Source organism: Clostridium sp. KLE 1755 (genome assembly GCF_000466465.2).
GTDB lineage: Bacteria > Bacillota > Clostridia > Lachnospirales > Lachnospiraceae > Eisenbergiella > Eisenbergiella porci.
Map to the genome: position 1 here is coordinate 273,056 of NZ_KE992693.1, position 22,611 is coordinate 295,666.

The 22,611-nt window shown below is 41.1% G+C and carries 25 protein-coding genes and 1 pseudogene; 4 read left to right on the plus strand and 22 right to left on the minus strand.

What is annotated here, in order from left to right:
* Nucleotides 1–390 precede the first annotated feature (390 nt).
* Nucleotides 391–768 (plus strand): hypothetical protein, encoded by a 378-nt coding sequence (locus HMPREF1548_RS10695; RefSeq protein WP_157065660.1) that lies wholly within the window; start codon nt 391–393, stop codon nt 766–768.
* Nucleotides 769–978: 210 nt separating this feature from the next.
* Here the strand turns inward: HMPREF1548_RS10695 and HMPREF1548_RS10700 are convergent, their stop codons facing one another.
* The 6 genes and pseudogenes from HMPREF1548_RS10700 to istA all read right to left on the minus strand — a co-directional run bounded on the left by HMPREF1548_RS10700 (nt 979) and on the right by istA (nt 6,412).
* Complete coding sequence (locus tag HMPREF1548_RS10700; protein WP_021636085.1) at nt 979–2,856, minus strand: AAA family ATPase; 1,878 nt, start codon at nt 2,854–2,856, stop codon at nt 979–981.
* 79 nt (nt 2,857–2,935) lie between these two features.
* A pseudogene (locus HMPREF1548_RS29440) lies at nt 2,936–3,082 on the minus strand (nucleotidyltransferase); the annotation flags it as partial.
* Nucleotides 3,083–3,121: 39 nt separating this feature from the next.
* Nucleotides 3,122–3,664 (minus strand): hypothetical protein, encoded by a 543-nt coding sequence (locus HMPREF1548_RS10705; RefSeq protein ID WP_021636087.1) that lies wholly within the window; start codon nt 3,662–3,664, stop codon nt 3,122–3,124.
* Nucleotides 3,661–3,951 (minus strand): hypothetical protein, encoded by a 291-nt coding sequence (locus HMPREF1548_RS10710; protein WP_198168628.1) that lies wholly within the window; start codon nt 3,949–3,951, stop codon nt 3,661–3,663. Before HMPREF1548_RS10710 ends, HMPREF1548_RS10705 begins: the two co-directional genes overlap by 4 nt.
* A gap of 159 nt (nt 3,952–4,110) precedes the next feature.
* Nucleotides 4,111–4,869, minus strand: coding sequence for an ATP-binding protein (locus tag HMPREF1548_RS10715; protein WP_021636089.1), 759 nt, complete (start codon nt 4,867–4,869; stop codon nt 4,111–4,113).
* On the minus strand, nt 4,844–6,412 hold the full coding sequence (gene istA, locus HMPREF1548_RS28895; RefSeq protein WP_021636090.1) for an IS21 family transposase: 1,569 nt from the start codon (nt 6,410–6,412) through the stop codon (nt 4,844–4,846). Before istA ends, HMPREF1548_RS10715 begins: the two co-directional genes overlap by 26 nt.
* 286 nt (nt 6,413–6,698) lie before the next feature.
* Between istA and HMPREF1548_RS10725 the strand changes: the two genes are divergently transcribed.
* Genes HMPREF1548_RS10725 through HMPREF1548_RS30840 form a run of 3 tightly spaced genes read left to right on the plus strand, consistent with a single transcriptional unit; the run spans nt 6,699 to nt 8,638 of the window.
* Nucleotides 6,699–8,171 carry a Y-family DNA polymerase gene (locus tag HMPREF1548_RS10725; RefSeq protein ID WP_021636092.1) on the plus strand — a complete coding sequence of 491 codons (1,473 nt, stop codon included), beginning with the start codon at nt 6,699–6,701 and terminating at the stop codon, nt 8,169–8,171.
* Nucleotides 8,172–8,182: 11 nt separating this feature from the next.
* The gene (locus tag HMPREF1548_RS10730; RefSeq protein ID WP_021636093.1) at nt 8,183–8,392 is read left to right on the plus strand and encodes a hypothetical protein; all 210 of its coding nucleotides are present in this window, start codon (nt 8,183–8,185) and stop codon (nt 8,390–8,392) included.
* Nucleotides 8,393–8,638 carry a YolD-like family protein gene (locus tag HMPREF1548_RS30840; RefSeq protein WP_083492958.1) on the plus strand — a complete coding sequence of 82 codons (246 nt, stop codon included), beginning with the start codon at nt 8,393–8,395 and terminating at the stop codon, nt 8,636–8,638.
* 236 nt (nt 8,639–8,874) lie between these two features.
* On the opposite strand, the gene HMPREF1548_RS10735 is transcribed toward HMPREF1548_RS30840, so the two are convergent.
* The 16 genes from HMPREF1548_RS10735 to HMPREF1548_RS10810 form a co-directional block, all read right to left on the minus strand.
* Nucleotides 8,875–9,198, minus strand: coding sequence for a hypothetical protein (locus HMPREF1548_RS10735; protein WP_157065661.1), 324 nt, complete (start codon nt 9,196–9,198; stop codon nt 8,875–8,877).
* Between the two features lie 111 nt (nt 9,199–9,309).
* Nucleotides 9,310–10,104 (minus strand): hypothetical protein, encoded by a 795-nt coding sequence (locus HMPREF1548_RS30480; protein WP_021636096.1) that lies wholly within the window; start codon nt 10,102–10,104, stop codon nt 9,310–9,312.
* A 2-nt stretch (nt 10,105–10,106) separates the two neighbouring features.
* A complete protein-coding gene (gene gloA2, locus HMPREF1548_RS10745) occupies nt 10,107–10,490 on the minus strand; it encodes an SMU1112c/YaeR family gloxylase I-like metalloprotein (protein WP_021636097.1) in 384 nt (127 codons plus the stop codon).
* Between the two features lie 137 nt (nt 10,491–10,627).
* Entirely contained in the window at nt 10,628–10,960 is a 333-nt protein-coding gene (locus HMPREF1548_RS10750) for a hypothetical protein (RefSeq protein ID WP_021636098.1), read from the minus strand.
* Nucleotides 10,961–11,000: 40 nt separating this feature from the next.
* Nucleotides 11,001–11,903 carry a sugar phosphate nucleotidyltransferase gene (locus HMPREF1548_RS10755; RefSeq protein ID WP_021636099.1) on the minus strand — a complete coding sequence of 301 codons (903 nt, stop codon included), beginning with the start codon at nt 11,901–11,903 and terminating at the stop codon, nt 11,001–11,003.
* 18 nt (nt 11,904–11,921) lie between these two features.
* A complete protein-coding gene (locus HMPREF1548_RS10760) occupies nt 11,922–12,236 on the minus strand; it encodes a polysaccharide pyruvyl transferase family protein (protein ID WP_021636100.1) in 315 nt (104 codons plus the stop codon).
* A 53-nt stretch (nt 12,237–12,289) separates the two neighbouring features.
* On the minus strand, nt 12,290–13,039 hold the full coding sequence (locus HMPREF1548_RS10765; protein ID WP_021636101.1) for a polysaccharide pyruvyl transferase family protein: 750 nt from the start codon (nt 13,037–13,039) through the stop codon (nt 12,290–12,292).
* A gap of 29 nt (nt 13,040–13,068) precedes the next feature.
* On the minus strand, nt 13,069–14,157 hold the full coding sequence (locus tag HMPREF1548_RS10770) for a glycosyltransferase (protein WP_021636102.1): 1,089 nt from the start codon (nt 14,155–14,157) through the stop codon (nt 13,069–13,071).
* 18 nt (nt 14,158–14,175) lie between these two features.
* On the minus strand, nt 14,176–15,396 hold the full coding sequence (locus tag HMPREF1548_RS10775; RefSeq protein ID WP_021636103.1) for a Coenzyme F420 hydrogenase/dehydrogenase, beta subunit C-terminal domain: 1,221 nt from the start codon (nt 15,394–15,396) through the stop codon (nt 14,176–14,178).
* On the minus strand, nt 15,393–16,958 hold the full coding sequence (locus HMPREF1548_RS10780; protein WP_021636104.1) for a lipopolysaccharide biosynthesis protein: 1,566 nt from the start codon (nt 16,956–16,958) through the stop codon (nt 15,393–15,395). Before HMPREF1548_RS10780 ends, HMPREF1548_RS10775 begins: the two co-directional genes overlap by 4 nt.
* A 17-nt stretch (nt 16,959–16,975) precedes the next feature.
* Nucleotides 16,976–18,115 carry a polysaccharide pyruvyl transferase family protein gene (locus HMPREF1548_RS10785; protein WP_021636105.1) on the minus strand — a complete coding sequence of 380 codons (1,140 nt, stop codon included), beginning with the start codon at nt 18,113–18,115 and terminating at the stop codon, nt 16,976–16,978.
* Nucleotides 18,116–18,145: 30 nt separating this feature from the next.
* The gene (locus HMPREF1548_RS10790) at nt 18,146–19,084 is read right to left on the minus strand and encodes a glycosyltransferase family 2 protein (protein WP_021636106.1); all 939 of its coding nucleotides are present in this window, start codon (nt 19,082–19,084) and stop codon (nt 18,146–18,148) included.
* On the minus strand, nt 19,074–20,243 hold the full coding sequence (locus HMPREF1548_RS10795) for an O-antigen ligase family protein (RefSeq protein WP_021636107.1): 1,170 nt from the start codon (nt 20,241–20,243) through the stop codon (nt 19,074–19,076). Before HMPREF1548_RS10795 ends, HMPREF1548_RS10790 begins: the two co-directional genes overlap by 11 nt.
* Complete coding sequence (locus HMPREF1548_RS10800) at nt 20,240–21,223, minus strand: glycosyltransferase family 2 protein (RefSeq protein ID WP_051358359.1); 984 nt, start codon at nt 21,221–21,223, stop codon at nt 20,240–20,242. Before HMPREF1548_RS10800 ends, HMPREF1548_RS10795 begins: the two co-directional genes overlap by 4 nt.
* Nucleotides 21,224–21,244: 21 nt before the next feature.
* Entirely contained in the window at nt 21,245–22,363 is a 1,119-nt protein-coding gene (locus tag HMPREF1548_RS10805; RefSeq protein ID WP_198168629.1) for a glycosyltransferase, read from the minus strand.
* 11 nt (nt 22,364–22,374) lie between these two features.
* A partial coding sequence (locus HMPREF1548_RS10810) for a serine O-acetyltransferase (protein WP_021636110.1) occupies nt 22,375–22,611 on the minus strand: 237 nt, incomplete at its 5' end.

The following is a 22,611-nucleotide window of genomic DNA, read 5'->3' on the forward strand; positions in this document are numbered from 1 at the left end:
TGGTGGGGGCAGGATGCCGGCGAGCCGACAGCGGCTGCGGAGGAAGCTGTCATTATGGGAATATCCTTTGTTTCTGTGGAATCTTGCATAAAATTACCTCCTTAATATATGGACACTTTTATGAGTTAAACTGCTGCACATTCATTTTAAGCAATACCCCATATGGGTATATTGTTTACAAAAATCACATTATACCCTTATGGGGTATTTGTCAAGTACTTCTTGGTTCTTTCCAAGGTTAGACCCCTTAAGGAATCGTAAACGCCAAACCATGCGCTCTGTCTATATAATGTGAACTCTGCATATATTTTAGACTAAATGGAGGTATGGGGGAGAGACATCTCTGAAAAGTTATTCAGTGCAGACAAGTCGTTTATAGGCTCAAAAAGTATGCGTGTACAAAGCAGCGAAGCTATGTCCGCGAAGCTGTTTCTCGAATTTGTGACGCTCATCGTAAGAAACAGAATGTATAAGCTGCTAAAAGAAGAGATGCTCAGAATAGAAACAAGTCCTAATTATCTGACCGTTCCTGCCGCAATCCGTGAACTGGAAAAATTTGAAATTGTGCGATATAACGGTGAAAAGTACAAACTGGATTATGCAGTAACGAAAAAACAGAAGGACATACTGGCGGCGTTTGAAATGAATACAGAATACTTCATTCAGAAATCAAACAAAATCAGTGAATTACTACAAAATGAATTATCCATGAAGGACGATTTGGAGGAGGAAGAAGATGGCCAGGAAGAAAACGATTGCTTCGATTGAAGCAGAAATGGAGAAGGTAAAGAACGAACTAAAAAAAACGATTTCCACAGAAATCTTGAATTTCCACAATCAGCTCCTACATAATTAATACTGTATAATATCAATTTTTAATACACCAACTTCTTAGGAGCCTTACGAGGCTTTACTCTCCGTAAGGCTCTCATCATTTTATTATGGTGCGGTCTACTGTTTTACCCAGACATCAATCCTCTAATCTAAACGATAAGCAATCTCCGCCTGCTTCTTATAAAAAGCAATTCCCAGCTTCATCTTCTGTGTTATGCCCTCGTCTTGCATCTCAAATGCATAATTCTTCTCATCAATCTGCTGGAGTGCCATTTCAGAAAGTGCTGTCAATTTTTCGGTAACATTTTCTGGGGCAACGGTTCCACGCAGCACCTTCAGTTCAATCAGAATACCAGGCATCTTTTTGTTCAGCGGCATCATCTGAATGTCATACCTACCATCTCCGGCTTCACGGTTAGAGGTGATCCTATAACGATTGTTCATGATTGCGTACAGCCCCAACATCAGACCATGATAAAAGCTTTCGGATGAAGCATCATAAATACTAATGGTCTGCCGTAAAAAATCCTGCAAGTGTTTCTGTAAATTTGGTACATCCTGCATTATAATCGCCTGCTGGATAGCAATCGCAGTAGACGGTGAAATGCTATCGGCAAGGCAGGACAGAATTTCTTTTTCATACACATAGAAAATCTCCTTATTGGGAATCGCTATGGTACAGATATTATTCCCATCATACAACGCCTGTCGATCAACAATCTTCAAATATCCTGCCATCAACAGGAAACTGTAAATCGTATAAGGGTTTCTTTTTATTTCAGGGTAGATGACTGCTGTGTCCACATAGGTAGAGATTGTCTTTCCCTGCATCAACAGCTGCAAATTCTCCTGAATCTCCGATGTCGCTCCCTTGATAATTTCTCCAATAATACTGTTATTTCCGGTAGACTGCCAGAATGCTTGTGGCGAGCAATGTTCATTGATGTAGTTAATAACGGACCATGGATTGAATATTTCTGTTTCTCCGAACAAGTATCCGTCATACCATTCGCATACTTCACTGAGCTTCATCTCGACTCCATAATATTGAAGCATTACAGAAACCTCATCCTGTGTAAATCCGAAATACCTGCTGTAACGAACATCCAGAACAGAATCGACGCTCAGATTGTTCAGTCCGCTGAAAATGCTCTCTTTTGCAACCCGCAGAATCCCGGTCAGAAATCCATAGGCAAGATGGCGATTATCTTTGAATGCACATGAAAACAGATTACGCATAAAGGAAACAATCTGATTGTAGTAGCCTCTCATAAAGCCATTCTGAATCGGTGTGTCATACTCATCAATGATAATGACAGGAGCTGTACCGTAGTAGGAATCCAGCATCTGTGACAGCTTACCGAGCGAAAATGCCAAATCCACTTCATTGGGTGAACCGGAAGCAATCTTCTCAAAGTCCTGTTTTTCATATTTATTAATGGCAGAACCATCCAATATTTCCGAATGGCGCAAATACTCATTTCGCAGCAACTGAGCGATTGAATTTAGTGCCAATTCCCATGTATCATATTTTACATCTTTAAAGGTGAGAAATATGACCGGATATTTACCTTGATGCTTGCGGTAATCCTTGCCGCAGCCCCAGATCTTTTTATCACGGAAATACACGGAAGTATCTTTGTCGGTCTTTTCAAAAAAAACGCGAAGCATATCCATATTCAATGTTTTGCCAAAACGTCGAGGACGGGTAAACAGCGTAACCTTTGCGCGGGTATCGAGGAAATCTTTAATCAGCAGTGTCTTATCCACATAATAGAAGTCCGATACCGCTTCCCTAAAATCAGAAACGCCTATTGGTAAGGGGCGAAGCTTTACTGTCTGCTCCTGTATAGCGGCATCGCTTGTTCGACCGTCCTCCGGCTTTACAGCGTTGACGGGCAACAGCCAGGACTTTCCTTCTTTCATAGCGCCAGCAATTCTTCCATTTCGGCACAGCATCGTAATGCGGCGTTCTGAAATACCCCAAGCCTGTGCAGCGGTTTTCACATTCATATATTCCATACAGTGCCCCTCCCTTGTTTTCTATTGTAGAATACCACTCATTTAGCCAAATATCAAGTTATCGGAACGATATTCAGCGCTTACTAAAACCGGCTTCAATGGCATCATGGATGGAATAGTCCATGATGATCTCATCATGTAATCCCACCGGCTCCAACTGCTTGATTCCTCCGCCAAAGCGGGAGCCGATACCGGCCGCCATAATCAGTAATGTTGTTTTTTTCATATGTTTTGTTATTCCTCTTCATCAGTATCTGGAGGCATTCTAACTTATTCTGCTAATACTCAAAACTTCGTAAAACACCTGTCTCCATCCATTTTCCAAGGAAATACATTTGAAATTTTCTTCTTGTATAAACACACATTTCACATATTTTCCTTTAAATACTTTTCTAATCCTTTTACGCTCTTCACCTGTAAACATAGAATAGTTTTTTTTACAAAAAATCACCTCTGAGATATTCGCACGTTTTCCCTGTTGATAAAGATATTCATATATCTGCAATATATCTTCTTCTCTTTCTATAATACAAACCAACATTTGTTTCCCCAGATGCTGTTGCTGTATTTCATACCTACTCCAATTCGCTTCTACCCAGAAACAATTCGTCAATTCTCTGAGATGTGATTTTACAACAAATCCTCTTGCGTTGTCAAAAATAGCCATAATTCTTTCCAGTGCGTTTTCCCATTGCTCCGGATACACAATCTGCTCTTCTAATTTTCTAAGCATTCCCCATAATTTGATCAAATCTATCCTTGTTTCTTCTAATGTGATTTTTTGCAAATTTACAATATTTTTATTCAAAATTCTCTATTATTTGTAACGGAATCTAAAACTTCTTTTAGTAAATTATTTCTGATATAAGAGTAATTCAGTTTTTGTTCCCCAATTTGCTTTATCACAACAATTTCTTTATTTCTATTATATTTCCTTGCATATTTGCTTGCCCAACTGCTCACTTCAAACTCTGTTTCATCAGAAAGAACTTGATAATGAGTTATCGTATCATAAACAATATTCCGCAATTCTTCGCAGGATAAGATTTTATTAATACTAACAAATTCTTCTCCGGTAATTGTATCTATTACCATTTTGGTTATTTCCAAAGCTCTGACGTAACTCATCCCTACCTGCACCAGAGAATGTACAATTGATTATTTCGCGCCAGGGGATCCGGAGCGGAACGTAGTTCCGCTCCACCTGTTTTTGTTTGCGAGCCACCGGCTCGCCTTTGGGATCCGCTTTTGTGGCTACCTAATGGAACGTGCGCAGTATTCACGCATGTTCATACTGCCGGTCTCTATCCAGTATGCGGTGTGTGCATAACGGTCTACGATAGCTTCCGCCTGTACCCCACCGCCCAGACGCATGATCCAGTCATCCTTCCGGTACTGGGTACAGAAGATGGTGGAGGTGGCATCGGAGCGCCGTTCCATCAGTTCAAACAGGAAGTATAGTTCGCTGTCCGAGATATCTGACACCGGCCATTCATCCAGGATGAGGAGCGGGATGCGCCCATACTTGTCCAGTAGTTTCTTTTGCTTTCCTGGGAGAAGGGAGGCATCATCGTACTCCATCAATAAATCCGGCAGCCGGATGTATTGTGTCTTGACCTGATTCAGACAGGCCTGCTTTCCTAATGCACAGGCGAGATAGGTTTTGCCTGATCCCGTAAAGCCCTGGAGTATGATACTTTGGCGATGGCTGATATACTGGCACTGGAAAAGTTCTCCCAGGAGGTTCCGGTCAAGTCCCCGCCTGTCATAAAGGATACCTTGGCTGTCAGCCTGGGGAAACCGCAGCCGTGCTGCTTTGATAAGTCGCTGTATCCTGTTGTTGTATTTCTCCTGATAGATGTAATCCACCAGCCTCTGTATACGCTCATCAAACGGTAGGCTCACGGTCGCCGGATCAGACTGCTGTGCTTCAAGACCGGCAACAGCTTCCCCAAAGTTCATTTCGCGCAGCTTGCGCCGGGTTTCATCATTGATCATCACGGCCACCTCCATAGTATTCGCTCCCTCGAAGATAGCCCATTGAATCGGCTTTTCTTCCCTTCCCTTTTTTCTGCTCCTGGTAGATCTGGTCTTGATTTGCTGCCAGAATAGAATTAAGATGGTGGTAACGGGGCTTTTTGATCCCATTCGTGATGGCGAATTCACAGGCAGCTTCCAGGCGTGCTTCGGAATACTTGTTGCTCAGGCGCAGAACGGCCAGCGAGGGATTATAGCCCTGTTCTTTTATGCCCACGCCCTCGAAAATGCGATCAATGACTTCACTTGTATATCTCCCAATCGATGCTGCCCAGTTCTTGATCCTGGCATCATCCCAGGGGGAAAAGCGGAATTTATCTGGCATGTCCTCCGGATGGGTGGAATACTGGTTCTTTCTTCCGGCAGGAAAGCGATTGTGTGTAGCCAGACGCATGGAGCCGCTGTAGATCTCCACTGTACTGTCCGTGACCTTCAGATCTACTGTTTTGCGGGCATACTGGTAAGGACATGAATAACGGTTGTATTCAAAGACCACATGATAATCGATATTCACTTTCCGGCCATAGAGCCAGATCGATATCTCATACGGAATGGCAGGCAGGGGATGGAGGCTTTCCTTTTCATCCAGATAAGCTTCATAGCGGCTGCCTTCCCGTTTCTGGAAACTCTGATGGTTGAATTCATAAAGCTTCTTTGCCACAGCCGCTTTTAGGTCAGGAAGGGAATAAAAGACCTCATTCCTCAATTTTGCGATGACTGCCGTTGCAATCTTGCCGACAGTGCCTTCTACGGAAGCTTTCTGCTTGGGTTTGCGCACCCCGGCTGGCATGATGGCAGTCTGATAATGCTCACCCAGGGCCTCATAGTCTGCTGTGAGGAGAATCTCCCCATTCTTTGGATGGGAGACAACGCCCGTTTTTAGGTTGTCGCAGACCAGCCTTGTTGTCACCCCGCCAAAGAAGCCATACATATGGATATGTGCACGGATAAAGGAATCCATCTTCATATCCGGACAGGGTTCCACATAAGAATACTGGCTGTAAGGGAGCGTACCTACGAACAGATATACTGTAACAATCTCCCCTGTGGATGTGTCCACGTAATTCATTGTGGGGCCGGACCAGTCCACCTCCATAACATCACCGGGTTTATGCTCAAGGTGATTGGTCAACTTGTTGACAATAATGTAGCCACCATAGCCCTGACAAAATTTCGTGTAACCCATGGGGATGCTGCCATCTGACTTACACTTGTCCTGATATTCCTGCCAGAGCAGCTTCTGCGTCACCCCGACACGTTTCAGCTCCTGATGGACGTATTCGTAGTCTGGCTGTCCATACAAGGTCTCCACGGCGTGCTTGTCCGGATAAAACATGCGATAGACCGCATCCTCATCCAACTGGCGAACATCCTCAAAAGTAATACCGCGTTTGTCAGCGATATGGATAACATCGCCGACAGAGTTCTTTGACATGTGCCGGGTTGCTGCGATCGCATTCCGCGACAGCCCTGCACTCCGAAGCTCCAGTATGAGCTTCACATTGATTTTTCTGGCCATAGTAGTGGCCTCCCTTCTGTAGAATTAGAGGAGATTCCTCTAACGTGATTCTACAGAAGTTGATGGCTGAAGATAAGTACTATCTTGAAAGTGGATCTATTGTGCGAGACGGCATCGCGGTGGATCTATTACCCGTATAGGTGGATCTGAAATGCGTGACGGTGGCCCTGCGGGCGCGAAATATTCAATCCACGCTTCAATGGACGGTTAGGCCGGTGGTTCGTCGAAAGAGCCGGACATTAACGCCCTATTATGAGAACGCAGTCAGAAAGGAGGAAATCGCACGATGCAGCGCACATATCTTGCAATAGCTCTTAAAAGCTATTACGCTTCCGCAGAATGCGCCGCCCGCCACCTCGACCCACTTACCACAAATCTGGTCGTGGCGGATTTCTCCCGCACTGAGAAAACTATCTGTCTCGCTGTGTCTCCTTCCCTGAAAGCATATGGTATTCCGGGTCGCGCCAGACTGTTCGAGGTCGTACAGAAGGTCAAAGATGTCAATGCGAATCGGTTAAGGGAAGCGATACGACTAAGAAAAGCTGTGTACAAGGACGGTAAACCATCCTTATCCTCTGCCTCCTATGATTCCTTATCCCTTGCCGCCGACCCGTCACTCGAACTCTCTTACCTTGTTGCACCACCCCGGATGGCATATTATGAAAAGGTGTCACGGCAAATCTATGGCATCTATCTGAAATACATCGCACCGGAGGACATTGTCGTTTACAGTATCGACGAGGTGTTCATCGATGCCACCTCGTACTTATCCCACTATAATATGACGGCACACGACCTCGCCATGACAATGATCCGGGAAGTGCTTTATACGACTGGCATCACGGCCACTGCCGGAATCGGTACGAATCTGTATCTGGCAAAGCTGGCAATGGACATCACCGCAAAACACGCCGCGCCGGACAAGGACGGTGTCCGCATCGCTGAGCTGGATGAAGAGAGTTTCCGTTATCTCCTCTGGGATCACAAACCGCTCACAGACTTCTGGATGACTGGTCCCGGCACTGTAAAACGGCTGGAAAAGCACGGCATCCGTACGATGGGCGAGCTGGCCTATTTCAGTACCGTCAATCAGGATATCTTATATAAGGAATTCGGTGTTGATGCTGAACTGCTGATCGACCATGCCTGGGGTCTGGAACCCTGCGGCATGAAAGAAATCAAAGCCTACAAACCCAGCACCAACAGTATCTCCGAGGGGCAGGTACTTTCCTGCCCTTACCCATACGACAAAGCCCGAATCATTGTCATGGAGATGGCTGACAGCTTAGTATTACAATTAACAGATAAGGGACTGGTTACGGATAGCCTGACGTTGGATGTGGGCTATGACCGGGAAAACTGCGACAGCGGTAAGTATAGAGGCCCGGTACACATTGATCACTACGGCCGCACCGTTCCGAAGGGTGCTCATGGCAGCACAAAACTGGATAATCCGACCAACCTCGGCAGTATCCTGATCTCTGCCACAACTGAGCTGTTCGAGAGAATAGCTGATAAAACACTGACCGTGAGACGGATCACAATAGCCGCTAACCGTGTGGTCAAAGACGAGGGATTCTTCCAAGTTGACCTGTTCACAGACACGACCAAGCTGGAAAAAGAGAAGAAGCTACAGAATGCGATGCTTGGTCTCAAGAAGAAGTTCGGAAAGAATGCCGTTCTGAAAGGAACCAACTATCTGGACGGAGCAACGATGAGAGAGAGAAATCAGCAGATAGGCGGCCATAAGGCTACGTAAGGAGGGCGAACATGGACTACAAGAACATACCGGAAGGCAGAGCCGTCCAAAGTAAGTATGGCAAAATACTCCACGCTTCCCGCCCGGAGCCACCACGTAATCATCCACGGATGCCGATGTCAAATCGCGCTAAAATCTTCTCTCCTTTTGCCGCCTTACGAGGCTATGAGGATGAGATTGCTTCTGAGGGCAAGGATCACCTAAAAGGAAATAGAATCTAACTGTCTGAAGAAGGCAAGGAAGCTCTGAACCAAAAGATCAGCCAGCTTCAGAAGGGACAAGAGATCACAATAAAATATTTCACGGACGGCTACTATGAGGATGTTGCCGGAGTATTGGATGCTGTGGTGGATTCGATCAACAAAGAACTGCGAATATACACAGGATTTATAAATGATACCGGCAAAGAGCTGCCGACCATTATTGCATTTGAGGATATATTAGAGATTGGGGTGAATATAACTTGAATTACTATTTTTGCGATGCCTGCCGCTACTGCTTCTCTGCTGAGAAGCTGCCTGACCGCTGCCCAGACTGCGGAGCACAAATATATAAGGAGAAGTCAGCGGTACGCTTGGCGAATAAAAATGAAATAGAGGAATTGCTCAGATACGGGCAGAAGATAATAACTGACCAGCGCCCCCACTGTGTATCACTCACAGCGAGGGCTTTTTTTGAACTCCAGGAGTTCATCTTATTTCCATTACAAACTAAATGCTTCCATCATGAGCCGAATTCCGACTTTCAGACCTTCCTCAAAAGCAGTCTTCTCCCATGCACAGCACACCGTCCCCTGCCGGTCCGTGATCTTTTCCCAAAGTGGAATCTTATCTCCGACATAATCATCTACCAACCTATCCATACCATCTAGCCCACGCAGCCACTCTTCCAGTTCCCTTTCCTTGACCTTTGCTGCTTTCCCAGCAATTGTGTTTTTCTCTACGGGGTTGTTCTCTGTGTAATGCTCGTAAATCAGATCCAGCAGGTTCTCCACCGGCGGATAATACTCTGGCTCCGTTTTCTTCAAATACTCCTCCAGCATTTCCTTCAGTTTTTCTATAATGCTACCATCCTTCCCAACTGAGATTCACATCCTCAGTTACGGCACATATTACCGCACACTTCTGTACATAGCAACCTATTTTTTGCGGTTTTGGGGATGCCCCATCTTCTCCTTCGCATCATCCGGCACATCGATTAGTCCGAACCGATAGAACATCCCGTAGATGTAAGTCACGCCCCGGATATCGCCCAGAGCTTTCGGTCGGTCTACCACTTCTCCCACCTTTTTAATATTCTTCAATGCCAACAGCACTGAACTCCACGCCAAACTTTTACTCTTCTCCCGGCGGTCGATCCACAGCTCTTTTGTGTACTCACCGTTCCTACCTTTCCGTACCTCATAAGAGAATGGCAACCCGGAGTAAGTTTTGAATTTTACACCGGCATAAGCCACAACCACTCCCCAGAAGTTTTCTTCTGTCGGATCAGACCTCCATCGCTTCATCGCTCTGTATCTCCGCTGCCGTTCTGCTCCAACACTGATTTTTTCTTTTTCTGCTGTACTTGGAAAGTACACACCTTTTTTATATGGCAGGTACGAGGTGACTGAGGCTTTGGAAAGCTGGAGAGCATTTGCGGTTGAGAGAATTGCTTCTTTATAGTTCTGTGTTTCTCGATACTCCTCAAAGGTATCCCGCACCTTCTCCGCCACTTCCGATTCATACACGTCGGCTGTGATGAGCAGCTTCCGTACCTTTATTGGATTTAATCCCAGTTTCTCACCGATGGCCTGTAAGGACATCTCAGAATTATAAAGGGCCACAGCAGCGTCCATCTGATCTTTCAAATTCTTCCCGGCATCGTACTCCGGCTTCAGCTTCTTCCGACCACCGCCGGGCTTCCGGGGGTTATATGCTCTTTTCTCTCCCATAATTATTCGTGCAGCTCCAGCGGCAGTCCATCCGGGTCATGGAAGAAAGTCATTTTCTTACCAGTGTAATCATCCACACGGATTGGCTCACATTCAATTCCTACCTCCGTCAGCTCATTCACTGTCTGTTCCACGCTATCAACGCAAAATGCAAGATGACGCAGACCGCAGGCCTCCGGCCGGTTCACACGCTTTGGAGGATTTTCTTCAGCGAAGATCTCCAACTCTGTGTGCTCGTTAACACGCAGATCCAACTTCCAGTCCTTACGCTCGGGGCGGTAGTTCTCTCTGATAACAGAGAAGTTCAGCTTGTTCACATAAAAATCCTTAGCTGCTTCGTAGTCAGATACGATGATTGCAATATGATGTATTTTTGATAAATTCATTTTGTGTCACACTCCGTTTCTTTTGTTTTTGTTCTTCTTTTATTTCCGTTATAAACTATATATCCACCTTCAAAATATACCGTGTGAACTCCTGGGGGGGCAGTTTGTCCACACGGCATTTCTTTTTTTCTTGGTGTTTATTTCAGTTTTTCCAGAATCTCGTCCGCGCTCATACCGCCGGCCAACAGCTTCTTAACCACATTCTCGGCTTCAGCCTTCTTAGCTTCTTCAGCGACCTTAGCATCGGCCTTTGTCTTCTTTGCTTCCAGAGCTGCCACTTCTTTTTCAGTCTTCTTCAAAGCAGACTTCTTCTCTTTCAAGTCAGCCTTCAAAGTATCAATGTTGGCGGTGATGGATGCGATCTCATCAGTCAGGGAAGTGATAGATTCCTGCTTCTCTGCGATCTGAGATGCGTAGTCTTTAGTGATATTGATTTTGGGACGATTTTTGCTACCTTTCGTTCTGGGCATAGGACACAAACCGCTTTCCTGTTATGATGGTTCAAGTATATCACAAATCTGCAAATAAATCAGCCTTATACACTCCATTCTCCAACATCTGCTTGAAGCTATCCTTTACTGCTGCGACATCCTCGTGATAGGTCATGCCATACCAGGTATCGTTGGTCTTCAGAACCTTTACAGACATCTTTCCCTGCTCCAAAAGTTCACCGATAAAGATTGGAATCAGATACTCTGCCTTCAGCGGATTGCCCGGCACTTCTTTTTCAAAGAACTCCTTAAACCCCTCTTCCAGTGTAGTAAGGAACTCAGGTGTCAGTCCCCACATATTCATGGAAACCAAAGAATCTGTGTCGATTGCCACACCGTCCGCTTCTGCGCCGTTTGCAGTCTTTACGATGTTCTTCGTCTCCACAACTTCGGTCAGGTTATTCCGCTCGTCCATCTTGCAGATACCACGGGTCACACCGCCGTTATCGGACAGCGTGTTCTTCAGAACAAATCCCGCCATGCAGGACTTTCCGCCGTTTACCAGATAGTCATGGACGGCCTTGAAGCCTTCTTTGCCATAGTAATCATCTGCATTGATCACAATGAACGGCGTATCAATCACATTTTTCGCTGCAAGCACCGCCTGACCAGTTCCCCACGGCTTCGTCCGACCTTCCGGCAAGCTGCCCGGAATATCGTTGATGTCCTGGAAAGCATAATCAACGGTCACATTATGAGAAGCGCAAATGGAGGCAATGCGGTCACCGATGACCTCTTTGAATTCTTTCTCGATATCCTTACGAATGATAAATACTACATGGTTGAAACCTGCCTCAATCGCATCATGAATTGAGTAGTCCATGATGATATGGCTAGCATCATCAACCGGCTCCAACTGTTTAATTCCTGTTCCAAATCGGCTGCCGATTCCGGCTGCCATGATAAGTAATGTTGTATTCATCTTTTTCTTTCCTATTTTTTAATTAACTAGCATATTATATATATACTGATTAGAACGATTTCTCAATGTATTTAATGTGTGTTCCACCTGTATATAATCAATTTTTCTGTTACCGTTGGTTTCTCCATAATTCCTATTGCTCAACCCACACCAATTTAAAATATTATCAATTCTATCGTCTTTTTTTATTTCACCAGTTTGATTCATTGCTCCTACTCGATAAAACTCTTTTTCAAAAATAATGGAAAACGCAATCCCGTGAAAAGAATTGGAGCAAACACATTCTGCATTTTCAATCAGATTTAAAAAAGCGTCTGGTGCTACATCCCACATGACTTTTATTCCATACTTTTTAGCCTTTATGGCACTATATCCCGTAAAGGGCGTTACAATTTTGCACCCCCCATCCTCTCAGCTACTCTTACTGTCTGTTTTAATGCATCTTCATCATAGTTGATCGTATAAAGGAATATATACTTTTCTTTTAAGATACGCTCTTTATCGTATAGTCCCGAATAATCTTCTTTTGTAAGCAAAAATGTAGGATCTAAAACGGTCTCAATGCTTCTTTTTGTATGCTTTTCAAGAAATTCTCTCGTGTCAATTTCTCTTACTGAAACATTCTCAAATGTCTCCATAGCACTACAAATCCTATCACAATCAACTTCGTTTAAATGTGAACCACAGCTTACAGCATATGTAGCCTTCTTGGAAATACCCGGAAGAAAAAAAGCCTCCGAAAAATCTCTTGCAGTCGTATTCCAAATCTGATCGCTTCCAGCTATAACTAAATCATATTTACCAGCAATTTCTAGTACTTCCTCTGTCGAAGTGCAACGTTGCGTCATTTTCAAATGTTTCTTCCTCATTTCTGAAAATGATGCACTTCTCTTAGATATTGCTTTATAATGCTGTACTGATATTAAATTTCTTAATATATCTTTTTTAGAATGAATTTTCCTAAAGACAGCATATTGTTGTTGCTGTGCTTCTGGCTGAAAATCAATAATATCATTTTCAATGTTGTCAAAATGAGTTGTTAAATATTTTTGTAACGCATAAGCTTGAAGAAACGAGCCGTTATTATTAGGCGCATGAAATGTTATAGTTGCTGTTTTCATATTATTTAACGCCATTAACTATGGCATTATCTCCTTCCATTTTATTAAAACCGATTCATTACACTTTCAGGCAGCATTTTACACAGATGAAACAACAATTTCCCCATATTCCATTTCAGCATATAGAACGGAATCGCTTTCACTACTACAACAGGCGAAAAGGTTTTTACTGCCATCTGGACATCCGGATTATTAAGATATTCAATATAAGTATCATAATTTTCTTTTGAAGATGCTTTTGAATTATGTGAAAGCCTCAACGCAAGCTGAACCGCTGAAAAAATCAAAGTCCCCTGCCAAAATTCATTTGTATTGATTCCGCCTTTTATTGCCATCGAATCAATTTGTTTACGAGCATCAATTAATTTGATTTTATTTTTTGTCATGAGAATCGGATTTCCATTACTCGTAACATTCGCACTGCCCTCCCGAATTGTCAAGTAATAAAGGGTTCGTTCCAGAACTCCAATTGATTCAGCAAATAGCAGATAGGTATTGATAAATTTAGTGTCTTCTCCCAGAGAAAGGGAAGCGTCAAATTGAAGATTATTCTTTTTTATCGTCTCAACATCCAGCATGATTCTCCAAAGTGCCGTATGCTCTTTTCCAGTGCGTAAACCTTTTTTTCCTTTTAACCACTCATTTACATCCTCGTATGAATGTCCCAGAAAAGAAGGAATCACCTCTTTTGCAATCTGATCGTCTCGGAAACTTCCATGTAACTCAAAGACATGTTCATTTTCCTTTTTTCCTGACACTTTATCTGCATATCCATACAGTACAGCGTCCACATTCTGAGTAATTGCAAATTTTACACAGCTCTCGATCAAATCGTTTTCAAATGTATCATCCGAATCAAAGAAAAATAATTTTTTTCCATTTACTTTATCCAACCCAAAGTTTCTGGCCTTTGAAACGCCCTGATTTTCCTGATAATAGTATTCAACTCTTGAATCTTCTGCCTGATACTTTTTAATGATTTTCGCTGTGTCATCACGGGAGCCATCATCCACAAAAATTATTTGTAAATTTTTGTATGTTTGCTTCTTCAATGAATCAATCATCGGCTGGATATATTGCTCTGTATTGTACGCTGGTATCACAATTGATACCAAATCACCGTTTTCTAACATCTGATTCCTCCGATTTGTTTATCTATGTAATAATTTCTTGATTTTTTGTCGGGTCGTTTTGGGCAAAACACGCCGAACCACATTTTTGGCCTTTTGCTTTGGAATGCGGCACCAAAAGTAAAATTCAACTCCTTTATATCCCCATTTTTTATATAGCTTCAGAACTTTTTCTCTTGCTTTTGTATGCTTTACCGGATGAACCAACTGCGTGTTCCGCTTTGCAGCTTTTTCAAAGGTCGATTCATAATAAGTAAACTGATCTTTTACGCTTTCAAAAAAGTCTGCTCCCTTGTCTGTATTAAGCATCATAACCGAAATGCCCGTTTGCTCGCTTAAGCTACCGCCATTTTGCAACAAGACCTCAGGATGTTCATCTTCGATTCCCCAGTAGTCACCTATTGTAATATCACCCACTCTTTTTTGCGTGGCATATGGACAGTGATAGCAGTTTTCTCTGTATATTTTAGCGTTCAAAAATAGGTCGTAATACGACGAATCCAAATAAGAAACTGAATATCCATTAATTTTTCCCGTTGCATTTACATAATCTGCTTTTGCATTCAATCCCCAACCCATTGACTTATCGCGGAATTTAAAATCCAATATTTCGCCACCAAGGTTTTTTTCCGTATAGTGGATATAATCATTAAAGAACTGTTCGCTTGGAACTCCATGACAAATAATATCCACAGTAAGCAGTTTTTCATAATCTTTTCTTAAATAAGACTTCAATGCATCAACCTGACATGGTGTACCGGAGAAAAGAACAGTCTTACCTTTTTTCAGCTTTTCCTGTACATCTTTGAAAATACTTCCAAGCGAGCTTTGCACATATTTTGAGCCCTGTAAACGTTCAAGTTCTTCCTTCGTTTCACAGCAGACATGATGAATGCGCAGTTTATGGTTCTCGTGCAGCATGACTGCACCGTAAACACACCCGCCCTGTTCCAGCACCGCCAGTGCTATCGTCGCAAACAAACCACCTGATGCTGATTTTTTTACGAGACTGTCGTTTTTGCCAGCAATTGCAAGAACCCGCTGCGGCTTGTTCTGCGTCGTTTTATTTTGGAATGCACAAACTCTTTTACAGGCTCCGCACTCAACACATTGTTCTATATTGATTTCAGGATAAACGAAGCCATATTCATCTTTTTCCATATGAATCGCACTCTTTGGGCAGACATTCATGCAGGCTCCGCATCCACAACAATTTTTCTTTTCCGCAAATAATTCTATCATTTTTCACTTTCCTTATTTAGTTTAAGCTTTTGAACAAGCTTCTCTGCATGAAACATTTTGGCAATCAAAGACACTGCATCTGAGAATTCAGAAACCTTTAACAGCATCATAAAAATAATGCTATTTGATACTACAACACATACCGCTGCCTTTACAACGAACCAAAGCCAACCATTATCGGGGATAAATTTAATTATAATATTAGTTACTGTTGTTGCTACAATTGCCGTAAGCAGGTAATATCCCAACTTTACAACGTATTCTTTTGCACTTTTTTTGAAAATCAGCTTAAATATATTCGATGTAATCCATGGTGCACTGATAACAACCATGCTAATGATTGTGGAGAGTACGATTCCGTAAAGGCCCAAGAATTTAACAGTAAGCAAATTCAAGCTCAAATTTACCAGGCCGGAAAGAAGCGGTCGGAAACGATCCTCGTGCCAGATTCCTTCAGCATCTTTGTAAACACTCGCCATCATAATGTATTCATAGACCCAAAAGTAAACGCACAACAGGATTACCAAAGGGTATGGCAACAGCAGGTCTTTTCCCATCCAAAGCTTCATGAATGGTTGAAACAATCCCGAAAAGCAACTCACACAAAAAGCAGTAATCCAACATGCCAAGAAGGTAAATATGCGATAGTCACGATAGTTCTTCTCCGTATCATAAACAATCATACTGTTTCCAACACCTGCCGTGATGGAGGAATATACGATGGCAACAAAGCCCATAACCGCATTGATGATATAGTAGTAATTCTGGTAGATTGCTAGGGCTTCCAATCCCAAAAAAGCCGAGATGACAACGGTGTCCGCAGAACTTACAATTGTAAAGCCCAATTTTGAAGTAAACAAATCTTTGATTTTTTGATTGATTTCCTTGACTGTTTCTTTTGGAAGTTTTCCTTCTGCCTGAAACTGTGGATACAGCTTATTGGAAACAATTGCTGTCAAGATGTTGTTGAATATCTGCGAAAGCAACAAAACACATACATAGTAATAATAATTATGAAAGGCAAAGAGCATCCCAATCTGCAAAATATATTTGCATGTATCTGTAACAATTGTCACTTTGCTGACAACATCCTGTCGCTGATGTGCCTGCAAAATGCTGTTTTTATACGCGAATAGCCAGTAAGTAAATACTGTTGCCAGTAAATTCAGTAAATACAAAACATAAATGTTGATGCCGTCAGGGACATCGCCTGCAATCAGCTTCGGAATGAACGGCAACAATACCAATCCGGCTGCAAGAACAACCAGACCAATCACCCGATAATAAATCTTATAAAGTTTCATCAAGACGCATATGGTTTTTGAGTCCTCTTGGGCAATAGGCTTGTACATGGAGAACACCATCGCACTGCCAACTCCCAACTCTGCAAGATTTAAAACCTGCAAAATTGATGTGAAGAGGCTGTTTAATCCCAGATACTTTACGCCCAACTCGTACATGATAATGGTACGCATTGCAAACGGAAGTACTAATTGATATATTTTCAGGATAACTCCAAATATTATATTACGTGTAGCATTTCTGCTTCGGTTCATTTCCATTCTAATCTCCTGAGCGATTATGTCTCAATCGCATTCATTAAATCTGCTATCGCAGCCTCAGCAAACTGCATTCTCTTTTTGGTTACAACAGAATAGTTGATTTCTTTATTTAAGTTAATTTTTTCCACATCGGTTTCTTTAACGTATCTCTCCAAAATTCCGAGTTCACTCAGTATGTTACAAATACGTTCATCATTCACGAACTTGCCATTGATAAAATCATTAATGGAGTAAAATGGTTTTTCAAATATAATGGAAAAAGCCGTACCATGAAAAGAATCGGAAAGTACCAAATCCGCATTCATGATATAGCTGATGAAATCTTCTGGACGATTTTTATCTCGAATAATCCGAATTCCTGCTTTTTTCAAGCGAGAAATTTGTGTTGCTGATCTACAAACAAGTACTGTGTATACCGGTTTATGCAACCTTTCTGATATTTTCTGTGCCGCTCGTATCGTTGACTCCTGATAATTTGCGCAGTACATAAATATGTATGGTACTTTTACAATTCGTCCTGATGCAATTTCTTTGAAAGTGTTTTTATCTTGAAGAAGGCTGGGATCAGGCTGCACCTTGATTTCCTTATCAGAATTCAAAAATTCCGCCAATTTTTCAGCCCCGCTATATTCCCGTATTGATATATATTTAAAATCGAGTATATCTTTACGCAGTGTTTCGTTGCAGCGTTCCTCATTGTATGTTGCCGTGTTTATGCTTGCTGCATATGCTATTTTTTTGTACTTTTGTGCTCCGGGCAGGAAGAAAATAGGGTCACAATCTTTTGCTCTTACGTTCCAGATTTGATCGCTGCCACATATAACAACATCATACAAATCTTCAAAATCACTTGCCGAATTCTGCGCCGTGAACCTTTTTTTGCTTAACGGCAGATATTTTTTTCTGAAATTTTCAAAACTCGTTTTTTGTTTCCATAGGATATCAAAAATCGATAAGCGTCGTATATTTGCCGCAACATTGTGGACGGATGTAGTCTTTTCAAAAATCCTGTATTGCGAATTATATGATGCCGGTTCATAATCTATTATTTCTACTTCATAGCCTTTTCTTTTCAACAATTTGCTTAATGCAAATGCTTGTAGAACCGATCCATAATTGATGGATTTGTGGAATGTCAGTATTCCGATTTTCTTCACACAATCACACTCTCTTTCCAAGCCAAATCGTTATATAAAACAATATAGTAACAGCATCACTTTGAATTTTTTAGGGAAATCTTCTTCCTTTAAATACTCTTTTATGTACCGCCTGCATATTCTGTTGGCTTTTTCTTTTATATATTTATATTCTGGAGACCTTTTTTGCAAAACTCCACTCTTCAAAGATTTCATCGCATCTCTACGAATAAAAATCGTCTTTTCAACGAGTAATCTCTTTGATATTTCTGCATTTGCAGCATCTGCATCATCGTTTAGCACTTCAATTATTTTTTCAAGTGCATCAAGCTGAGTCACCTTTTTCATTGAAAATTGCGAGCTTGTCAACCCGTCTGGCTGGACATCATAATTATATAACTTCTGTGGGATAATAACGCATCCCTGGATATGTGAGGTGTATTGAATCACAAATAGTAAATCTTCGCATATATAAATACTCTTTTCGAACTTGATATTGTATTTTTCAATAATATCTTTCAAAAAAATTTTATTCCAAAGATAGCCTCCCAATTCAGAGTTGACAAGAAATTGCTTAATCATCTCTGTTTTTGAGAGACTTTCCACCTGTTCACCGCTCGGTGCGGTATAATAGCACACCCCTAATTGACGAGAAAAATTCTGCACTGCATCTATCATGCTGAACAAGGCATTGTCAGCCAGCCAATCATCGGCATCACAAAATGCAATCCATTTTCCGTTTGTCCTTTTCAAAGCGTAGTTCCTTGCTTCAGCAGGTCCAGAATTGTTTATAGTGTAGCTCTCAATTCTATCGTCCGTTTCGCACTTCTGCTCAATAATTGTCTGAGTCGCATCTTTTGAACCATCATTTACAATCACAAGTTGCCAGTTTGTATAAGTCTGTCTTTGAACCGATTCAATTGCTCTTTCTATCGTTTTCTCAGCGTTATACGCCGGCATAATAATTGAAATCTTCTCATTATACGGCATTTTTGGCACGCCCCATTTCCTTCGCATTAATAGCACAATTTATAAAGGACAACATAACATAAAAGAAAACGCCGAATGTAATTTCGATAATTCCAGCTACAATTAGAGCAAACAGCCAAAACTCACACCATTCAACAATTGCACTGTTTTTTTTATTTCTATTTCTTGTAACCATAAAACACATGAAGACAAGGGCAACTACACCAATCACACCAAACTGAACCATAATATGCAGCAGACCATTCTGCGCATTGCTGTACAATTGTTCCTTCACGATCAATGTGTTATATCCGTAACCCCACCAATACTTTTTGTTTATAATATTCATCAGGATACTATAGATTCTGACACGAGCATTCATTGTTGCGATTTCATTTATGGATAGAAGCAGTGTATTTATTCGTGGAATACTCAAAATTGCCGCCATACTCAATGGTAACACACCAGACAAAATAATAGACACTGTTATTCCAAATGGCTTTTTTAAAATTTTTCTTACTGGCCATACAAGCATTAAAAAAAGAACTGTAATATAACAAACAGCACCTGTTGTGCAATATAAATAAGCACTAAATGCAATTCCAATTACACACAAAACAATAACCTTTGTCCTTGTCCTAAAGTTGCTCTGTATTTCATCAAAATGGATGATTCCCCAGCAACAAAACATTGTAAGCAAATAGTATGTCAATAGAAATTTGTTCCCCACAAAATAGGGTTCATACCAACCAGCATCTACTCTCCCAGCCATTATAACCGTCGCTAATGTTGGAATAAAGTAAACACATCCGCATTTAAAAAAGATCTTTGCGACTTTATCTATGTCATAACGGTCCGCAACAATTAAGGGAACCAAAAAAATAGAAAGCACACTAAATGGGTGCAAGAAGTCATTCATTAGTGCCGAAATACTCCATACTCCATAATTGTGAATTGACGACACTAATGTGACAATTGCATAAAGCCATATATACCAAGTTCGTTTTAATAGTTCCAATCTGAAGTGACTCAGGATAAAAGCCATACAAACAATCGTGCAGAAAAACCTCATCCTCAATGCAATTTGATATCCAAATGAATATACTGGAACGATTGCAATCCATAACGCAATCAATGCGAGTGTACTTATTGTTATTGTGAATCCTCTGTCTTTTATCATTTTATCTCCTTACACTTCGCACTATAAATTCTATATCCACGTCTATACAACGCCGGACACTCGCTCAAAAGCCAATAGGCGATTTTTCTCTGTCCAGAAATACAATTGCACCTACTCCATTTTATCTTATGCTTGCGCAGGAGTGCTTCAATCCTTCTACAAACATCTATGGCCTTGGTTGAATTGGATTTTATAGCTAAATTGTAGTTGTACACAAGTTGCTTAAACAGACTCTTATACAAGATGTTTTTATCCGTTGCTGGGATATCTGCAACTGCAATATATTCACAATTCAAATCGATTACTTTTGCAATATCACTTTTGGGGATATTTTTATTTTCCCCCATAATGCTATCAGTGCGAATTCTATAAATGTATCGACCATCTAAAGAAAACACTATTTTTGACGCTTTCAAAAACACTCTTGGAGTATTTTCAACATCTTCATAAATCAATCCTTTTACAAAAGGGCACTGTTTTGCGATATTGGTTTTTATTAGCTTTCCCCACGCAAACCAAATTTCATTTTCAAAGGCAAATTCGAGCATTTCCACGCCCGTCCCTTTAACGAGCTGTTTTGTAAGAAGCTTTTGAATATTTTTGTCATCTGTTTTCTTATATGTACAAGCCACAATTTCTGCTTCATAACTTTGGGCACAAGAAATCATCCATTCTATGGTGTCCCTTTCTAAATAATCATCACTGTCCACATATAAAACATAATCCCCTGATGCCTTGTGTAGTCCCGCATTACGAGCATCTGATAAGCCGCCATTTTTCTTATGTATCGTGATAATTCTATTGTCTTTTCTCTCCCACTCATCACACAAGGTCGGGCAAGCGTCTGGAGAGCCGTCATCTACCAATATAATTTCCAAATTTTTATAAGTCTGTTGTACTATGCTTTCTACACATTCGTGCAAATAATCTTGAACATTATATATTGGAATGATGACACTTACTTTATGCTTTTCCTCCATTTTTCTGCCCTCCATCGTACTTTATTCTAGCAATGTTTTAAATTTAGCTGTTGCAGCCTCTATAGAATAGTTTTTCAAAAAGAAATTATAATTATCTTGGCAAAATTCATCGTTAAAATTGTGGCTGTTTATTGCGTCTGCAAATTCAATTTCATTATTGCAGACAAAAATACTTTTTCCAAGTAGAGATCCAGCTAATTCCTTATATCCTATCAAGCTTTCATCCGTGCCGATAAATACTTTTCCATATGAAAGTGCCTCAGCTGTTTTTACTTTCATTCCAGCACCTTCAAAGATTGGTCCAATAACAAGCGTCGCCCTTTCATAGTAAGGTGATAAATCCTCAACTCTTCCGTGAGCTATTATTCTGTTATCGTACTTAAATTCATCTTTTAATAAATCCATATGGTTTCCCACTAATACTATTTCACAATCGACCTTTATTAACGGCAGCACCTTTTCCACAAACCATTTGAAACCATTCACATTCGGATAATAATAACCACCGACAAATAAGATAGTATGTTTTCCAAAAATATCTTTCCTTTCTATGTCTGGTGTTGGCAAAATAATCGGCAGAACCATCTCCGGAATCTTATGGTAATACTTTTCAAATAGATTCCTTTCTCTTTCATTTAGCACGATGTTCACATCTGCATACTGTGCGGTTTTCCTCTCGTTAGCAATCAACGAAAGTTGAACAGGTATAGTTTTTGGATTTTTTTTAGCCCATTCAATTGCTAGATATCTTTTTATATCGTGATAAAACGCCGCAACTTTAATGTGCGGACATTTTTTCTTTATAATTTTAATTGCATTTCCATAGATTGAATCGTCCACAAATAGCAATTCAATTCCTTGACGCTTTATTGTTTCAATTATCTCATTGATAATTTCCGCATTGATTTTTCCTGTGTTTCCGATTAGCAAATTAATTACTCTTGCCGCAAGATTTTTTTCTATTTTCTTTATAACAAAGTTTTCATGTGATTCCACGCTTTCGGTTCCTGACAAAGCAAAAACTATAACATTATCTTTCCCAAATGCCTGATACAATGCTTTTACATGTGCTCTGGCAAGGCTTTGCGCACCACTTGCATTTCCAAACAAAAAATTTGCTACACAAAGTACTTTTTTCATTTGAATCTCCATTATTGTCTTTTCTTTAAAATCATTGGATTTCCGTACGCGATATAATTATCCGGAATATCCTTAGTAACAACGCTTCCCGCACCAATGATTACATTGTTTCCAATTTTCACGCCACCGATAACAGTTGCATTTGCACAGATAGAAACATTATCACCAATCGTAGGATTTGTTACACTTCTTGATCCTGTTCCTTTATTGCCTAGTGTTACCCCCTGATATACCGACAAATTTTTACC

What these genes read in the sequence shown, in the direction of transcription:
- HMPREF1548_RS10795 (WP_021636107.1), bottom strand. Translation starts at nt 20,243, where the DNA reads ATGATAAAAGACAGAGGATTCACAATAACAATAAGTACACTCGCATTG.
- HMPREF1548_RS30480 (WP_021636096.1), bottom strand. Translation starts at nt 10,104, where the DNA reads ATGGGAGAGAAAAGAGCATATAACCCCCGGAAGCCCGGCGGTGGTCGG.
- HMPREF1548_RS10755 (WP_021636099.1), bottom strand. Translation starts at nt 11,903, where the DNA reads ATGAATACAACATTACTTATCATGGCAGCCGGAATCGGCAGCCGATTT.
- HMPREF1548_RS10750 (WP_021636098.1), bottom strand. Translation starts at nt 10,960, where the DNA reads ATGCCCAGAACGAAAGGTAGCAAAAATCGTCCCAAAATCAATATCACT.
- HMPREF1548_RS10730 (WP_021636093.1), top strand. Translation starts at nt 8,183, where the DNA reads ATGGACTACAAGAACATACCGGAAGGCAGAGCCGTCCAAAGTAAGTAT.
- HMPREF1548_RS10790 (WP_021636106.1), bottom strand. Translation starts at nt 19,084, where the DNA reads ATGCCGTATAATGAGAAGATTTCAATTATTATGCCGGCGTATAACGCT.
- HMPREF1548_RS10760 (WP_021636100.1), bottom strand. Translation starts at nt 12,236, where the DNA reads ATGTGGGATGTAGCACCAGACGCTTTTTTAAATCTGATTGAAAATGCA.
- HMPREF1548_RS10700 (WP_021636085.1), bottom strand. Translation starts at nt 2,856, where the DNA reads ATGGAATATATGAATGTGAAAACCGCTGCACAGGCTTGGGGTATTTCA.
- gloA2 (WP_021636097.1), bottom strand. Translation starts at nt 10,490, where the DNA reads ATGAATTTATCAAAAATACATCATATTGCAATCATCGTATCTGACTAC.
- HMPREF1548_RS10715 (WP_021636089.1), bottom strand. Translation starts at nt 4,869, where the DNA reads ATGGAGGTGGCCGTGATGATCAATGATGAAACCCGGCGCAAGCTGCGC.
- HMPREF1548_RS10695 (WP_157065660.1), top strand. Translation starts at nt 391, where the DNA reads ATGCGTGTACAAAGCAGCGAAGCTATGTCCGCGAAGCTGTTTCTCGAA.
- HMPREF1548_RS10800 (WP_051358359.1), bottom strand. Translation starts at nt 21,223, where the DNA reads ATGGAGGAAAAGCATAAAGTAAGTGTCATCATTCCAATATATAATGTT.
- HMPREF1548_RS10710 (WP_198168628.1), bottom strand. Translation starts at nt 3,951, where the DNA reads ATGGTAATAGATACAATTACCGGAGAAGAATTTGTTAGTATTAATAAA.
- HMPREF1548_RS10725 (WP_021636092.1), top strand. Translation starts at nt 6,699, where the DNA reads ATGCAGCGCACATATCTTGCAATAGCTCTTAAAAGCTATTACGCTTCC.
- HMPREF1548_RS10770 (WP_021636102.1), bottom strand. Translation starts at nt 14,157, where the DNA reads ATGTTAGAAAACGGTGATTTGGTATCAATTGTGATACCAGCGTACAAT.
- HMPREF1548_RS10805 (WP_198168629.1), bottom strand. Translation starts at nt 22,363, where the DNA reads ATGAAAAAAGTACTTTGTGTAGCAAATTTTTTGTTTGGAAATGCAAGT.
- HMPREF1548_RS10775 (WP_021636103.1), bottom strand. Translation starts at nt 15,396, where the DNA reads ATGATAGAATTATTTGCGGAAAAGAAAAATTGTTGTGGATGCGGAGCC.
- HMPREF1548_RS10765 (WP_021636101.1), bottom strand. Translation starts at nt 13,039, where the DNA reads ATGGCGTTAAATAATATGAAAACAGCAACTATAACATTTCATGCGCCT.
- HMPREF1548_RS10780 (WP_021636104.1), bottom strand. Translation starts at nt 16,958, where the DNA reads ATGGAAATGAACCGAAGCAGAAATGCTACACGTAATATAATATTTGGA.
- istA (WP_021636090.1), bottom strand. Translation starts at nt 6,412, where the DNA reads ATGGCCAGAAAAATCAATGTGAAGCTCATACTGGAGCTTCGGAGTGCA.